This is a genomic window from Sporosarcina sp. FSL K6-1508 (assembly GCF_038007465.1).
Classification (GTDB): Bacteria; Bacillota; Bacilli; order Bacillales_A; family Planococcaceae; genus Sporosarcina; species Sporosarcina psychrophila_B.
This window is the reverse complement of record NZ_JBBOXF010000001.1, coordinates 142,094-158,084: the sequence shown is the minus strand read 5'-3', so window position 1 is coordinate 158,084 and position 15,991 is coordinate 142,094. Positions and strand designations below refer to the sequence as shown.

The 15,991-nt window shown below is 38.0% G+C and carries 13 protein-coding genes; 12 read left to right on the top strand and 1 reads right to left on the bottom strand.

Features of this window, described 5'->3' with window-relative positions:
• Positions 1 to 52: 52 nt before the first annotated feature.
• Both MKZ11_RS00650 and MKZ11_RS00645 read left to right on the top strand, forming a co-directional pair.
• Positions 53 to 1,345 (top strand): YjiH family protein, encoded by a 1,293-nt coding sequence (locus tag MKZ11_RS00650; protein ID WP_340796872.1) that lies wholly within the window; start codon positions 53 to 55, stop codon positions 1,343 to 1,345.
• A 658-nt stretch (positions 1,346 to 2,003) separates the two neighbouring features.
• A complete protein-coding gene (locus MKZ11_RS00645; RefSeq protein ID WP_340792152.1) occupies positions 2,004 to 2,882 on the top strand; it encodes an alpha/beta fold hydrolase in 879 nt (292 codons plus the stop codon).
• A 70-nt stretch (positions 2,883 to 2,952) separates the two neighbouring features.
• Here MKZ11_RS00645 and MKZ11_RS00640 read toward each other — a convergent pair whose 3' ends face one another.
• Entirely contained in the window at positions 2,953 to 4,092 is a 1,140-nt protein-coding gene (locus MKZ11_RS00640; RefSeq protein WP_340792151.1) for an amidohydrolase, read from the bottom strand.
• A 155-nt stretch (positions 4,093 to 4,247) separates the two neighbouring features.
• On the opposite strand from MKZ11_RS00640, the gene MKZ11_RS00635 reads away from it, so the two are divergent.
• The 10 genes from MKZ11_RS00635 to MKZ11_RS00590 all read left to right on the top strand — a co-directional run bounded on the left by MKZ11_RS00635 (position 4,248) and on the right by MKZ11_RS00590 (position 15,928).
• Positions 4,248 to 4,724, top strand: a complete 477-nt coding sequence (locus tag MKZ11_RS00635; protein ID WP_340792150.1) for an Lrp/AsnC family transcriptional regulator — start codon at positions 4,248 to 4,250, stop codon at positions 4,722 to 4,724.
• A gap of 37 nt (positions 4,725 to 4,761) precedes the next feature.
• Complete coding sequence (locus tag MKZ11_RS00630; RefSeq protein ID WP_340792149.1) at positions 4,762 to 5,688, top strand: ABC transporter permease; 927 nt, start codon at positions 4,762 to 4,764, stop codon at positions 5,686 to 5,688.
• A 1-nt stretch (position 5,689) separates the two neighbouring features.
• Positions 5,690 to 6,634 (top strand): ABC transporter permease, encoded by a 945-nt coding sequence (locus tag MKZ11_RS00625; protein ID WP_340792148.1) that lies wholly within the window; start codon positions 5,690 to 5,692, stop codon positions 6,632 to 6,634.
• Between the two features lie 12 nt (positions 6,635 to 6,646).
• The gene (locus tag MKZ11_RS00620; RefSeq protein ID WP_340792147.1) at positions 6,647 to 7,669 is read left to right on the top strand and encodes an ABC transporter ATP-binding protein; all 1,023 of its coding nucleotides are present in this window, start codon (positions 6,647 to 6,649) and stop codon (positions 7,667 to 7,669) included.
• Positions 7,662 to 8,615, top strand: coding sequence for an ABC transporter ATP-binding protein (locus MKZ11_RS00615; RefSeq protein WP_340792146.1), 954 nt, complete (start codon positions 7,662 to 7,664; stop codon positions 8,613 to 8,615). The genes MKZ11_RS00620 and MKZ11_RS00615 overlap by 8 nt, the downstream gene beginning before the upstream one ends.
• Positions 8,616 to 8,683: 68 nt before the next feature.
• The gene (locus MKZ11_RS00610; RefSeq protein WP_340792145.1) at positions 8,684 to 10,309 is read left to right on the top strand and encodes a peptide ABC transporter substrate-binding protein; all 1,626 of its coding nucleotides are present in this window, start codon (positions 8,684 to 8,686) and stop codon (positions 10,307 to 10,309) included.
• 75 nt (positions 10,310 to 10,384) lie between these two features.
• Positions 10,385 to 10,765 (top strand): DUF3899 domain-containing protein, encoded by a 381-nt coding sequence (locus MKZ11_RS00605; protein WP_340792144.1) that lies wholly within the window; start codon positions 10,385 to 10,387, stop codon positions 10,763 to 10,765.
• A gap of 18 nt (positions 10,766 to 10,783) precedes the next feature.
• A complete protein-coding gene (locus MKZ11_RS00600) occupies positions 10,784 to 12,625 on the top strand; it encodes a S9 family peptidase (protein ID WP_340792143.1) in 1,842 nt (613 codons plus the stop codon).
• On the top strand, positions 12,582 to 13,871 hold the full coding sequence (locus MKZ11_RS00595; protein ID WP_340792142.1) for a M20/M25/M40 family metallo-hydrolase: 1,290 nt from the start codon (positions 12,582 to 12,584) through the stop codon (positions 13,869 to 13,871). The genes MKZ11_RS00600 and MKZ11_RS00595 overlap by 44 nt, the downstream gene beginning before the upstream one ends.
• Positions 13,872 to 14,584: 713 nt before the next feature.
• Positions 14,585 to 15,928 (top strand): cyclic 2,3-diphosphoglycerate synthase, encoded by a 1,344-nt coding sequence (locus MKZ11_RS00590; RefSeq protein WP_340792141.1) that lies wholly within the window; start codon positions 14,585 to 14,587, stop codon positions 15,926 to 15,928.
• Positions 15,929 to 15,991: the final 63 nt, after the last annotated feature.

Here is a 15,991-nt window from a genome sequence, read left to right as displayed (position 1 = left end):
GGGTTTAAGTATGACAACAAATCAAGAGGTGAAAAGACAAATAGAAGGTACTATGCAAAGAGCCCCTCAAATGTGGAAGTTCTTTGTATATAGTATTATTGGCGCCTTCATGTTTTTTATTCCTGTTACTATGGCAGGGAAAAACTCCATTATGCTAGATCATATCGTCACGTTTATTCAAACATATGCTACACCGGCTTTACCATATTATGCACTGCTCGTAATTGCAGCGGGTGCTGTCTACCCATTTATATCGGGGAAATGGAAGAAATCAAATGTTGATACCATTTTTTCGCTGTTCAATATTATGGGGCTAATCGTCGGGATAATGCTTGTTTTTCAGTTTGGTCCGGCATGGTTATTTGATCCGAATATGGGCCCTTTTCTATTCAATAAACTTGTCATTCCCGTTGGTCTACTTGTACCCATTGGTGCAGGTTTCCTCGCCCTTTTAGTTGGATACGGACTCCTTGAATTTGTCGGTGTATTGGCAAAACCGATTATGCGTCCCATCTGGAAGTCACCGGGTCGTTCTTCAATTGATGCCGTAGCGTCCTTTGTCGGCAGTTATTCGTTAGGACTGTTAATCACAAACCGAATTTATAAAGAAGGGAAATATTCGGCGAGGGAAGCGGCAATCATAGCGACTGGTTTCTCAACCGTTTCGGCGACATTCATGGTCATTGTTGCTAAAACATTAGGATTGATGGAAATGTGGAACACTTATTTTTGGGTGACGCTCGTTGTAACGTTTGCAGTAACAGCGATCACCGTGAGAATTTGGCCATTATCCAAAATCAAAGATGAATATTATGAGGGGACAACTCCGCAACCGGAAGCTGAAATTACAGGAAGTCGTTTGAAGGCAGCGTGGAGTGAAGCGAGGGCGACAGTAGCTGATTCGCCAGGTTTACTCGAGAATATCCGAGTGAATGTAAAAGACGGCCTGATCATGGCGATGGCTATTCTTCCGTCCATTTTATCGATTGGCTTACTGGGATTAGTATTGGCCGAATTTACACCTATATTTGATTGGATTGGATATATCTTTTATCCATTCACATTAGCCTTACAGCTACCGGAACCGATGCTCATTGCAAAGGCAAGTGCACTTGGCATTGCGGAAATGTTCTTGCCGGCATTATTAGTGACGGAATCTGTACTCATTGTGAAGTTTGTTGTCGCGGTTGTCTCTGTCTCGGGCATAATCTTTTTCTCGGCATTTATCCCTTGTGTTGTATCGACGGAAATTCCGATTTCAATTCCTCAGCTCGTCACACTTTGGGTTATACGAGTGATTTTAACACTTATTATTGTAACTCCAATTGCTTATTTACTACTTTAGAAGAGTTGAAATAGAGAGTAGGCTGTATGGGAAAGTCGTAGGCATTCAGACTTTTCCGTGCGGCCAATTTTTTGTTAGGTAAATTTTTTTCTTATTATAAAGTTTGTCGATATGTCATTAGTAAATCTTACACACCAATTACTATGCCTGAAAAATGATCTCAATCATTCTCTTTCGCATAAAATGGCGAGAAAATGAATTATGAAAGAGGTGCCTGATTGAGAGGAGAAACGGATTCAGAATTGTCGTCTAAAGACGGTTCCAATTGTTTTAAACTGTTCATAAATTCTAATCCAATCACTACTTTTAATTCCGTTCGTCGTTATCCGATTATTGATGCATGGCACTTATTAGTCCACTCCTCATGTCATCGGTGATGTTTTCATTCAAGATAATGTATACATTGCTTCCGATGTAAGCGTTCGTGCAGATGAAGTAACACTTTTTTATATTGACTCCAATGTTAGTCTTCAATACGGAGTAATTTCACATGGGACATTAAATAGATATATTTCTTTTGGGAGTAGTAGCTATTCAATCTTTTGTATTGGATACATGAATTTTTGTAAATCCAACTTTTGTTCTTTCACTACAAAGAGGTATAGTTCCCGAAATGGCGAAATAAGTTTAAATGTATCTTATCAATGGAGGTTTTAAAATGTTCGCACAAGTTAATGGAATTAAGCTGTTTTTTGATGTAGAAGGAGCTGGGTTTGTACCTGAAGGGCCAATAATGAGGGAAAAACCGGTTTGTTTAGTATTGCATGGAGGTCCGGGGGGAGATCATACAGTCTTTAAACCAGCATTGAGTCCTCTGACGGAAGTAATGCAACTCATTTATATCGATAATCGGGGAAGCGGTAGATCTGAAAGGGGCTCACAATCTACATATACATTGAAAAATAATGTCGAAGATATAGAGGAACTAAGAAAATACTTAGGGTTAGATGAAATTGTTCTATTGGGCCAATCCTATGGGGGAATGGTTGCTTTGGAATACGCTAAAAAATATCAAGAAAACGTAAAGTCATTATTGCTTGTTGTAACGGCACCGAGTAGTACCTTTACTGACAAGGCAAAAGAAATTGTGAATCAAAAAGGGACGCCTAAACAAAAAGAAATGGCACAAGTACTATGGGATGGTGCATTTACATCTAGCGAGCAACAAGAACAGTATTATGAAATTATGGCTCCCTTATATTCATATAGCCATAAAGAGTCGGTCGAGGAAAACTTATCAAGAGAAAATGCAAGTAAGAGATCTAATCGCTCATATGAAGCATTAAATGAAGGATTTGGTGGTTTTTTAAGAGACTATAATGTAGTCGACTTTTTACCATCTATAAACGTACCCACATTAATTATTGCCGGAAGACATGATTGGATTACACCAGTTGAGGGTTCTATCTTTATGAATGAACAGATACCAAACAGTCAATTGGTTATTTTTGAGGAAAGCAGTCATGGAGTAATGAAAGATGAGCATGAGAAATTTATAGAAACGGTTAAAGATTATGTGAAGAACCATATTAATTAAGCAAAAGATGGAGAAATCATTGAAAAGTCGACCAGTGTAGAGGGATCTAAACTCTGGTCGACTTTTATAGTTAGGAGGAAAATACGCATTTACCATTTATAAATGTTGAGTGGACACTTGTTCTCAAGTCAAAGGGATCTCCGTTCCAAATAACGAAGTCTGCATCTTTACCTTCTTCGATTGAACCTACACGATCACCAACTCCAATGTGTTTAGCAGAGTTCAACGTAATCGCTTCGAGTGCTATCTGTTCTGAAAGTCCGTTCTTTACAGCTAGAATTGCGCTCGTTCTTAAATGTTCAATACTAACTACTGGATGGTCTGTAGTTATTGAAATTTGGACACCTTCGTTAACAAGTTCTACTAAAGTATTCCAACCTTTATCTTTAAGTTCTTGTTTTGACCTTGTAGACATTGTTGGACCTACGGAAACCATTACATCGTGTTCCGCGATGAAACTTGAAATTTTATGTCCTTCTGTACAATGTTCTATTGTCATGTCGATGTTAAATTCTCTTTTAATTCGTAGGGCTGTTGCAATATCGTCGGCACGATGGGCATGGACTCTTAAAGGTATTTCTTTCCTCAAAACTTTTGCTATATTTTCTAATCCAAGATTTCTTTCAAAAGTATCACTTTCAGATTTATTTATATAGTTGAGGCCTTCAATTAGTTTTTCTCTTAGGCGACCCGCAACTCCCATTCTGGTGGAACCGGCTCTCCCTTTTTCACCATGGAATTTTTTCGGATTTTCACCCGTCGCTGCTTTTAAACCGGATGGATTTCTAATAACCATTTGATCGACCACATTGCCTATGGTTTTTAATACCACCATTTCTCCGCCAATAATATTGGCGCTTCCTGGCATAATTTGTACGGTAGTGACACCCGAATTCCTTGCATCTTCAAATCCTTTATCACTTGGAAGTATTCCATCCAAAGCCCTCACTTCTGGCGTAACTTCTGAACTTAACTCATTAAAATCGTGTCCATCGCGACCTCCACCTTCTTCATTTACGCCTAAATGAGTATGTACATCGATTAAACCGGGGGTCACTATATTTCCTCGTGCATCAATGACTTCCGCTCCTAAAGGAATCTCCAAAACTTTTCCAATGGATATAAATTTTCCGTTTTTTATCAACATCATGCCCTCTTCAATCGTTTTAGATGAAACAGTGACTATTTTAGCATTTTTTATAATTAACATCTAATATCCTCCTTTAATAATTTGAAAATTGATTGATTTCTGAAAGGTTTGTATATATACTAACCTATAACATATCTTTTTACGATACAAAACTTAGAATTTTGTATTGTTTTGAGTCTTTATTTGCATAATAGTCCTTTTTATAGGTATTAAATTTGAAAATTTATACAGAAAGTTGGTGGATAGTGAAAAGTAGTATAGATGATTTAGATAAAAATATCATTAAGTTATTGTCAAAAGATGGACGCATGTCATTTAGAGATTTGTCGAAACTCCTTGAGGTAACAGAAAAAACAATCAGAATGAGATATATGAATTTAATTGATAGCGGTATATTGGAAATTGTAGGTAAAATAAACCCCATCACAATTGGGTTAAAGGAAGGGGCTATTATTCAACTTAAAATTAAAGCAAACGGCTTATATAAAGTAATTGCAGACTTAAAAGAGATCCAGCATATCAGATATATCACAGTTACTACGGGAGATTATCCTCTTCTAATTCAAGTTGCAGCGGCAAATCAGGAGCAGATAACGGAGTTGATTCTTTCGTTATATGAACATAGTGAAGTTACTGAACTTAACACTATGATTCAATTAGAAGTATCAAAAAGTTCATATCAAGTAAACTGAATAATTGATGTATTAGTGAACGGAGGCGGAAATTCGAATGTATATATTGAAGCGGTTTTTCACAATGATTTTAACGATATGGGTTATTGCAACTTTAACATTCGTGATGATGAAGTTTATTCCGGGTGATCCATTTGCTTCTGATGCTGACGTATTGCCAGAGGAAGTTTTAAATAACATGAGGGCAAAATATAATCTGGATAAACCAATCCCGGTACAGTATGTGCTATACCTAAAGGATTTAGTTACGCTGGATTTAGGCCCATCTATACAATCCCGAACAAGATCGGTAAATGACATCATTTTATCTGGGTTTCCCCCTTCAGCATTACTAGGAGCTCAGGCACTCGTCATCGCACTTGTTTTTGGGCTATTCCTCGGAATAATTGCAGCACTCTATCATAATCGGTTCATCGATTATTTTGCGATGATCGTAGCAATTATTGGAATATCAATCCCAAGTTTTATTTTAGCTCCGTTGTTGATAAAGTTCTTTGCTGTAGAGTGGGAGCTATTTCCAGTTGCGACTTGGGGAACTTGGAAACATACAGTGCTACCATCAATCGCATTAGCTTCCATGCCCCTTGCGGTCGTTGCCCGATTTATGAGGTCGAGTATGATTGAAGTTATGAATGCGAATTATATTAAAACTGCAGATGCAAAAGGGTTAAGTACAGCCGGAATCGTTATCAAACACGGCATTCGTAATGCAATTCTGCCAGTTGTATCTTTTATAGGTCCCTTATTCGCATCGCTGATTACTGGAACGTTTGTAATTGAAAAGATTTTTGCTATCCCTGGCATTGGCCGCTATTTCGTAGATAGTATATTTAATCGGGATTATCCGGTCATCATGGGAACAACGATTTTCTTCAGTGTTATTTTGGTAGTTACACTTTTCCTGATAGATATCTCATACAGACTTATTGACCCTAGAATTAGTCTTACAAGTAAGGAGGGATAACGTGGTAATTAAACAAGCTGAAAATGCCTTATTTACTCCTGTAGATCCTAGTAAAAAGGTAATTGATGATATTCAACGTCCTAGTTTAAGTATATGGAAGGATACATTTCTAAGTATCGTGAAAAACAAGTTAGCATTATTAGGATTCTTTTTATTGGCAATTATTGTATTCCTAGCTTTATTTGGACCGTCAATGGTGCCGTATTCTCCTTCTGAGCAAAGTCTTACAAAAACGAACATGCCTCCTTCAGCGGATCATTGGTTCGGAACGGATAATTTAGGCAGGGATATGTGGGCAAGGTCTTGGTATGGAGCTAGGGTTTCCCTAATAATCGGTATTGTAGCAGCCCTTATCGATCTGATATTAGGAGTAATTGTCGGTGGCGTTTCCGGGTATATGGCTGGTCGCGGAAAGAAAGGCGATCGCATTGACGGTATATTGATGAGAATTGTTGAAGTGCTTTACGGAATTCCATATTTATTAATCGTTATTTTATTAATGGTTATCATGGAGCCAGGAATAACAGCTATTATTATTGCCCTGTCCGTTACGGGATGGGTCGGTATGGCCCGAATAATTAGGGGACAAATCCTCCAATTGAAATCGCAGGAATATGTCCAAGCTGCGGAAAAATTGGGTACATCTCACACGAAAATTATTTCGAGACATCTATTGCCAAATACGATGGGGATTATTATTGTCAATTTAACATTTACTATTCCGACAGCAATTTTTGCAGAATCATTTTTAAGCTTCTTAGGATTAGGAGTTCAAGCGCCGTTTGCGAGTTGGGGGACGATGGCGAATGACGCGCTAGGTGTTATTTTAAGTGGTCATTGGTGGAGACTCTTCTTCCCAGGTTTCCTAATTTCACTTACTATGTTTGCATTTAACGTTTTTGGAGATGGTATTCAAGATGCATTAGACCCAAGAGATAGAAAGTAGGGAGGTGTACGAATGGAACAATTATTGGAAGTGAAAAATTTGAAAGTGAATTTTAGAACATACGGTGGTGAAGTTAAGGCTGTTCGTGATGTTTCATTTCACATTAACAAAAGTGAAATCCTTGCTATTGTAGGTGAAAGCGGGAGCGGAAAAAGTGTCACCGTACAAACAATAATGGGCTTATTGCCGACAAGCGTTGCCGATATAAAAAGCGGTTCTATTCATTATAAAGGGCAGAACCTATTGAAATTAAGGAAAAGTGAATTGCGGAAATTAAAAGGTTCCAAAATCAGTATGATCTTTCAAGATCCAATGACCTCTCTTAATCCGACGATGAAGATAGGATCCCAAATAGCAGAAGGCTTGATCATTCATCAAAAAATAAGTAAACAGGATGCGAAAGCACAAGCTATAAATATGATTAAACTAGTAGGAATACCTAATCCAGGGCAGCGTTATGACCAATATCCTCATGAGTTTAGTGGTGGAATGCGTCAGCGGGTGATGATTGCAATTGCATTAGCATGTAAACCTGAATTGCTAATCGCGGATGAACCAACAACGGCACTGGATGTAACGATTCAAGCACAAGTGCTGAAATTAATGATTGAGTTGAAAGAAAAAACAGATACGGCCATTATTTTAATCACACATGATTTAGGCGTAGTTGCTGAAACTGCTGAAAGAGTAGCGGTCATGTATGCAGGGGTAATTGTGGAAACAGGGACAGTTCATGAGATTTTTGAAAAACCAAAGCACCCCTATACTTGGGGATTAATGGAGTCTATTCCGGATTTCAATAGCACAACGAAGGAAAGATTAATTCCAATTGAAGGTTCACCCCCTGACTTATTTGCCCCACCAAAGGGATGTCCATTTGCACCAAGATGTAAATATGCAATGGATATTTGCATTGACCAAATGCCCGTAGATTATGAAATTAGTTCAAGTCATTCCGCGAAATGTTGGCTAAATGATGAGCAATCACCAAATGCTGAAGAAGTTCTTGCGTTAGGGAGGTATTTATATGGGTGAAGCGTTAGTAGAAATCGGGAATTTAAAAAGATATTTTCCCGTTGCAGATAAAAAAACGGTCAAAGCTGTTGATGATATTTCAATAAGTATTTATAAAGGTGAAACGCTTGGGTTAGTTGGAGAGAGTGGAAGCGGGAAATCTAGTCTCGGGAAATTAGTCGTCGGATTGGACTCGCCTACTTCCGGATCAATCTTATTCGAAGGAAAAGAGTTTACTGGATTAAACAAGAAAGAACAACGTGAAATGAACCGTGAAATGCAAATAATATTTCAAGACCCGCATGCGTCATTGAATCCGAGAATGAGAATCGGTGAAATTATTGCTGAAGGCATTGATGGTTACAAATTGGCCAAAGGAAAGAAAAGACTTGAAATCGTTTATAGTTTGCTAGAAAAAGTTGGGCTCCGACCCGAGCATGCTCACCGGTACCCTCATGAATTTAGTGGGGGACAAAGACAGCGTATCGGGATTGCAAGAGCGCTAGCCGTTCAACCCAAGTTTATTGTGGCGGATGAACCAATTTCAGCTTTAGATGTTTCTATACAAGCGCAAGTAATCAACCTATTAGAGGACTTAAAAGAAAAAGAGCAACTGACTTATTTATTCATTGCACATGATTTAGGAATGGTCAAACACATTAGTGACCGCATTGGAGTAATGTATTTGGGGAAGATGATGGAGTTGGCTAGCAGTGATGATTTGTTTAAAAAGCCTTTGCATCCTTACACACAAGCGTTAATGTCGGCGATTCCCATTGCTGATCCTAGTTCGATTAAGCGAGACCGTATTGTCCTTAAAGGAGATCCTCCGAGTCCAGTCAACCCGCCTAGTGGGTGTCGATTTAGAACACGTTGTGCGCATGCAATGGATATATGTGCAAAAATCGAACCTCAATGGAAGGAGGTGGAAGATAAACACTGGACAGCATGTCATTTATATTCTTAATTGTGACATTTTAGAAAAAAAGGTTACAACATTACGTATTTTTACAAACATAAGGGAGGGTTATTAAATTGAAGAAAATTTTATTATTAATGATTACTATCCTAGCACTTTCAGCTGTTCTTGCTGCATGTAGTGATAAAGATAGTAGTGACACTAGTGATTCATCATCCAAAAAAGCAGAAAAACAAGAAATTGTAGTAAACGCGGGAAGTGAGCCTCCAGCAATTGACCCGGCATTAGCAACAGATACAACATCAGGTTGGGTTTTAGACCATATATTTGAAGGGCTCTACACACGTGATAAAGATGGAAAAACAGTTCCAGGATTAGCAGAGAAAACAGATGTTTCAGAGGATGGGAAGACGTACACATTCACAATTCGTGATGGTGCAAAATGGTCTGACGGAAGTCCATTGACAGCTAATGATTTTGAATTTGCTTGGAAACACGTTCTTAATCCCGACACGGGAAGTTCTTTTGCATTCTATTTGTATTACTTAGTAAACGCGGAAGAGTATAACAAAGGAAACGTTAAAGCAGAAGACGTTGGCGTAAAAGCATTAGATGAAAAAACATTAGAAGTAACTTTAAACGAGCCACTTGGTTATTTTGAAACATTGTTAACAATGTGGACATTTTATCCAATAAAAGAAGAACTAGTTGCTAGCAATGAAAGTTGGTCTGCTGAAGCTAAAACATATGTAAGTAATGGGCCATTCAAAATGACAGCTTGGGAACATGACAGTGAGGTTGTTATTGAGAAAAACGATGAATACTATGATAAAGATAGTGTGAATTTGGACAAAATAACATTCAAAATGGTTAGTGAAGCAACAACATACTATCAAATGTACAAAACTGGGGAACTTGATTTCATTAAGAGTTTACCGACGGATGTAATTGAATCTGAAAAAGGTAATGAAGACTTTGAAATTGCCCCTTATTATGGAACATATATGTACATGTTTAACGTGGAGAAAGAACCATTTACAAATGAAAAGGTACGTAAAGCATTTGGTATGGCAATTGATCGTAAAGTTTTAACAGAAAATGTTACCTTAGCCGGAGAAATTCCTGCGTACGGAATGGTTCCAATTGGAGCTGATACGCCGGAAGGAGATTTCCGTGAAGTTGGCGGAGATTATTTTGAAGAGGATTTCGATAAGGCAAAAAAATTAATAGAAGAAGGTATGGCTGAAGAAGGTTGGACTACTCTTCCGGAAGTTACACTGTTATACAATACAGATGAAAACCATAAGAAAACCGCAGAAGCAGTTCAAGAAATGTTAAAGCAAAATATTGGTGTGGACATCAAGCTTGCGAATCAGGAATGGAAAACATATCTAGAAACAACGAAAACACATAATTTCCAAATGGCGCGTATGGGATGGGTTGGAGTGTTTGTAGATCCTGTAGTGAACTTAGATTACTATTTAGGGGATAGCCCGAATAACCGTACAGGTTGGGTCAATGATGACTTTGATCGTCTAATGGCAGAGTCTAAAGTAGAACAAGATACAGCAAAACGCTATGAGTTACTTCATCAGGCTGAAGAAATTTTAATGGCTGACTTCCCAATGATGCCAGTTTACTTCTATACAAACACGTATTTAACGAACGAAAATATTAAAGGCGCGGCTAATTATGTTAACCGTTTTCCATTCATGAAGTGGGCAGAAGTAACAGGAAAATAATAATTGAACAACCCTCTGTCTTTTTTGGTTGATAGAGGGTTGTTTTAAGTTAAATGAATTGCAGAGGAGAAAATTATGAAGGTAAATGTTTTTATTGCTAGCTTTAGTTTTATCGTATGGCTGTTGATCAGTAAATTAGGAAACCTGTCATTACTTGAGATTACTAATTTAACATTTATTGTAGGTCTTATAGCGTTACTTATTTATTCAGTTATTTATATAATTCAGTCTAAATTTCTGAATTTATTTACCAATGGATTTAAAAAAATAAACTATTTAATATTTCCGCAATCCAGGTCTTCGAAAAGAGCGGAAGAACTTGCGGAGAGCGATTATAAACTGAACGAATGGAAACTATCTGTTAAAGAAGTGATGAAAAGATTGGCTGCTGTTGTTTCAATTACCACTTTAGGTATTTCGTTAGTCTGTTTAGCGTTGGATTATTGGATTATATAAAAATGAAGAGGTGTAAAAATGGAAGAGAAACTCTCGCTTTATTTGAATATAGTTAACGGTTATGGCCCGGCTGTAATATCAGGAAAAAACAAATTCACTTTTCTAAGTAAAAAAACTGGAATGCCTCAAGCATATATTTGGAATGGCAATGACGGCACTGTACAAGTATTCGGTGATTTTGAAGATCGAATCATGTCTGTATTCCATTCACCATCTGAAAGTCGAACAATAATGGGAATGGACTTTAAAGGGAATGAAAAACAACAATTCTATTTGATGGATGAAGAAGGGAACTACGAAGAACTTGTTTTATCGCCAAATCATTTTCATAACTTTGGTGGCTGGTCCTCTGATGAAAGTAAAATTATGTATTCAAGCAATCGACGAAATAGTGGTTGCTTTGATATTTTCGCCCTTGACCTTGTCACAAGGAAAGAAGAAATGATATTTGAATACGATGGAAATTGTATGCCAATTTGTTGGGTGAATGAAAGCCATAAGGATATTGTAATTAGTATTCAAGAAACAAATATTGATAGCTCATTTTATATTTTAAATATTGATACAAAAGAATTGACGAAAATAGGACCTGATAGTGGCTTTGCAAGATATCAATCCTTAGTGTTATCGAAGGATGGAAAAACTGGATATATTTTATCAGACTTTGAAATGGACCATTTAGCCGTTTACCGATTTTTTATCGATCAACCTGGAAAGTTGGAAAAGTTATTACATGAACCTCTATGGGATATAGAAGAAATATCCTTGTCGTCTAACATGGAAACGCTTCTCGTGAATGTAAATGCAGGTGGAACTTCGATTATTAAAAATTATAACCTTCTAACAAATGATGTTAACCAGGTAGAAGGCGTCCCGCGCGGGGTAATTGATTCGGTTAGTTGGATGGATGATAATCGTTTTATATTCGCGCTAAAAAGTGCTACTATGCCCGGTGATATTTGGGCATACGATGTACAAGAGAAGAAAGCCGAACGACTAACGTATTTTGGGGTTGCAGAAGAAATAGAGCATCTTTGGATACAGCCGGAAGTATGTAAGTTCAAGTCCTTTGACGGATTAGAAGTCCCTTATTTTTATTATTCGAAGGAACAAAACCCGAAAGCTACTGTTATTTATGTACATGGAGGACCCGAAAGCCAAATTAGGGCTGATTTTAATCCTGTTATTCAGTATTTAATCTCTAAAGGCTTTGCGGTAGTAGCTCCCAACGTAAGGGGGAGCATGGGGTATGGTCGAAAATATGTTCAGTTAGATGACGGAAGAAAAAGAATGGATGCTGTAGCGGATCTTGCGAGTTTAGTGGAAGATCTTGTTCATTCTAAATCGATAGACCGCCATAAAATTGGAATAATGGGCAGAAGTTATGGGGGATTCATGGTGCTAGCCGCCTTAACTCACTATCCGAAATTGTGGGCAGCAGGTGTTGATATTGTTGGAATTTCTCACTTTAAAACCTTTTTGGAGAATACAGGCCCTTGGCGTAGAAAGTTAAGAGAATGTGAATATGGAACACTCGGAGTGGATGATGAATTTTTCGAAGAAATTGCACCTTTAAATCATCTGGCTCAAATTCAAGCACCTTTGTTAGTCTTTCATGGTCAAAATGATACGAGAGTTCCAGTTAGTGAAGCGGAGCAACTAACAAAAGAAATGCGTGAAATGGAAAAAGACGTTGAATTAATCATATTTGAAGATGAAGGTCACCAAACGGAGAAATTAGCCAATCATATTACAATGAATACAAAAATTGTGGAGTTCTTTAATCATAACTTCGAGAATTTGGAGGGGTTCATTCATGAGGGAAAAGCAAGTAATGGAAATGTCAAAACAAGAATATAATTTATCCTCTGAGGTGCAAGAAGTTTACAAATTACTCCGTACAAATTCCCAAGTCGAAAAAGGACTTTCTTTTTTAGAGAAAGATAACGATTTTACAACAAATGAACAGATTGAACTTACAGCCATACAAGCACCTACATTTCAGGAAGAAAATCGTGGTATATACTACCAAAATAAATTAAGAAACTTAGGAATTGAGAATGTCGAAATAGACGAGGTTGGTAATGTATTTGGAATCCGTAGGGGAACAGGTAAGGGCCCAACTTTAGTTTTGTGTGCCCATCTGGATACAGTATTTCCGGAAGGGACGGATACTGTCGCAAAAAAAAAAGACGGGAAAGTATTTGCTCCTGGAATTGCTGATGACGGCAGAGGGTTAGCTTCTGTACTTACAATAATAAGGGCTTTGAACGATGCCAATATTCAAACAGAAGGAGACTTGCTTGTAGGTGCTACAGTGGGTGAAGAGGGACTAGGAGATTTGCTAGGTGTAAAAACCTTTTTTGAAAATCGGAATGATATTGATGGGTTTATCTCTATCGAACCAGGTGAACCCGATCGAGTAATCTATTTAGGAACAGGTAGTAAAAGATATAAAGTTTCATATCGAGGACCGGGGGGACATAGTTTTGGAAACTTTGGAACGCCAAGTCCCATTCATGCACTTGGAAGAGCAATTGCGAAAATAGCTTCTTTAGAAGTACCCGTTAACCCCAAAACAACGTATAATGTGGGCTTAATTAACGGAGGTACTTCTGTCAATACAATAGCTGAAGTGGGTGAAATGGTTATTGATTTGCGTTCTAACTCTCAAGACGAATTAGTGGCTTTAGAAGAAAAAGTAATAAATATCATCAAAGAAGCCGCGCAAGAAGAAAATCTTCGCTGGGAAAAAGAAAACGACATAACTGTAGATATAGAACTAGTAGGTAATAGACCAGCAGGTACTCAAAAACCAGATTCTATCATAGTACAAGCTTCAGTCGCTGCTACATCTGTCATTGGCTTTGAACAAATCTTAAGTGAAGCAGGTAGTACCGACTCTAACATTCCAATCAATCTTGGAATACCCGCCATTACTCTTGGCGGTGGTGGTGATTCGGGGGGGCATCACACACTGAAAGAATATTACGATCCAACAGATGCTTTCTATGGTGTACAACAAATATTTTTAACTATTTTAGGACTTGTGGGACTGAAGGAGGTCACTCTACCTCTACTCTCAAAAGTGGAAGGTAGAGACTAATCAACTTTAGGCAAACAGTTTGTGGTTAAAATAAAATGTAAAATAGTTACGTTGGATTCTTATTTGTAGGAATGTCCAGATTGTTAAAATAAGCGAAACAAAAATGAAAACCAAACAATTTTATGAATGGTTGGTTTCTAACATTCCTACTTATAATTTATAATATATTTCTTTCTTGCACCAGAGACCCGTTCTCGTCTTCTGAAAAAAGAACAATTGATGAACGCCGTTTTTCTGAAAACACTAGAATCCAGTGAAACAGTGGGCTTTTTCTATAGCTACATCATGGTTTTATTATTATATGGGATGCTTTAATAATGGATTAGTTCAGAATGAAGCTAGAAACGGAGCCTCTAATTATAATCGGGAACTGGCTCGCAGCAAAAGCCAGACGGGAAAGTTAGGGAATTACTTGGTAACCGTACTATAACCGCATATAGAAATAGAGGAAGTCAACCATATCAATATGTTGGTTGCCTTCCTCTTTTTGATTATTAACAAAATTGAAATAGTATATATCTATTTAAACTACCTTCATTGGGATACCCTTCCTGAAAAATGGATCCTTCATAATCTGATTATCAGTTGTCGGAATAGTGTCTAAATTGACTGGGTGACTGTCACCCAGTCAATTCATAAAAATTCCGATTGTATTAAAATGCAATATAATCTATAATTATAACAAAGACATTGAGATTATAGGAGAGATTGCTATGAACAGAAAAAATATGATTATCATAGGTGCTGCAGGTAGAGATTTCCACAATTTTAATACAGTTTATCGTCATAATGAGGCGTATAATGTTGTTGCTTTTACGGCGACTCAAATTCCTGATATAGATGGACGTAAATATCCAAGTGAATTAGCGGGCGAACTCTATCCGGAAGGGATTCCGATTTATTCACAGGATCAATTGCCGGAGCTGATTGAAGAGTTGCAGGTTGATGAATGTGTGTTTGCCTATAGTGATAGCAGTTATGAAGATGTAATGGGCGTGGGTGCGATTGTGAATGCGGCGGGTGCTGACTTCACGTTGCTAGGACCTAAAAAAACACAGTTAAAAAGCAATAAACCCGTCATTTCCGTTTGCGCTGTTCGAACTGGAACGGGAAAGAGTCAAACGTCACGCAAAATTATCGAAACGTTACTGGAGCATGATTTAAAAGTCATTGCGGTCAGACATCCTATGCCTTACGGCGATTTAAACGCACAGCGTGTACAGCGCTTTGCAACAGTAGAAGATTTAAAGAAACATAATTGTACGATTGAAGAGATGGAAGAGTATGAACCACATGTGGCGCGCGGTAATATTGTGTATGCGGGCGTTGATTATGCGGATATTTTAGCGGCCGCTGAAAACGACCCGGATGGTTGTGACGTGATTTTATGGGACGGAGGAAATAATGATTTCTCTTTCTTCGAGCCTGATTTAGCCGTTACTGTCCTTGACCCGCATCGTCCTGGTCATGAGTTGAAATACTATCCTGGCGAAGTAAGTTTACGAACAGCCGATGTGGCGATCATTAACAAAATCGATAGTGCGACAAAAGAAGCCATTCAAATTGTAGAAAATAATATTAAATTCGCAAGTCCGAACAGTAGTATCATTAAAGCCGAATCCAAGATCACGGTCGATCACCCGGAGAGTATTACCGGAAAACGTGTATTAGTCGTTGAAGATGGTCCGACGTTGACGCACGGAGAGATGAAAATTGGTGCGGGTTCAGTTGCGGCTGAACGTTTAGGGGCGAAAGAAATTATTGACGCACGCCCATTTGCAGTGGGTACATTAATTGAAACGTTCAACAAGTACCAACATATTGGAAACGTCCTACCGGCGATGGGATACGGTGAACAGCAATTGAAAGATCTTGAAGAAACCATCAATAAGGCTGACTGTGATGCAGTGATCATTGGAACACCGATGGATTTGACTCGCATCATTTCGATTAACAAACCTTGTACACGTGTGCACTATGATTTAGACGAAGTGGGCAGCCCGAACTTAAGCGAGATTCTAAAAGGGTTTGTCCAAGAACATAATCTTGAGCGGTAACTATCCGTTAACAAAAAGTACTGTCACAATTCGAACGACTCGAATTTGGGACAGTACTTTTTT

Coding starts and splice junctions, on each gene's coding strand:
- MKZ11_RS00650 (WP_340796872.1), top strand. CDS start 53: ATGCAAAGAGCCCCTCAAATGTGGAAGTTCTTTGTATATAGTATTATT.
- MKZ11_RS00645 (WP_340792152.1), top strand. CDS start 2,004: ATGTTCGCACAAGTTAATGGAATTAAGCTGTTTTTTGATGTAGAAGGA.
- MKZ11_RS00640 (WP_340792151.1), bottom strand. CDS start 4,092: ATGTTAATTATAAAAAATGCTAAAATAGTCACTGTTTCATCTAAAACG.
- MKZ11_RS00630 (WP_340792149.1), top strand. CDS start 4,762: ATGTATATATTGAAGCGGTTTTTCACAATGATTTTAACGATATGGGTT.
- MKZ11_RS00620 (WP_340792147.1), top strand. CDS start 6,647: ATGGAACAATTATTGGAAGTGAAAAATTTGAAAGTGAATTTTAGAACA.
- MKZ11_RS00615 (WP_340792146.1), top strand. CDS start 7,662: ATGGGTGAAGCGTTAGTAGAAATCGGGAATTTAAAAAGATATTTTCCC.
- MKZ11_RS00605 (WP_340792144.1), top strand. CDS start 10,385: ATGAAGGTAAATGTTTTTATTGCTAGCTTTAGTTTTATCGTATGGCTG.
- MKZ11_RS00600 (WP_340792143.1), top strand. CDS start 10,784: ATGGAAGAGAAACTCTCGCTTTATTTGAATATAGTTAACGGTTATGGC.
- MKZ11_RS00595 (WP_340792142.1), top strand. CDS start 12,582: ATGAGGGAAAAGCAAGTAATGGAAATGTCAAAACAAGAATATAATTTA.
- MKZ11_RS00590 (WP_340792141.1), top strand. CDS start 14,585: ATGAACAGAAAAAATATGATTATCATAGGTGCTGCAGGTAGAGATTTC.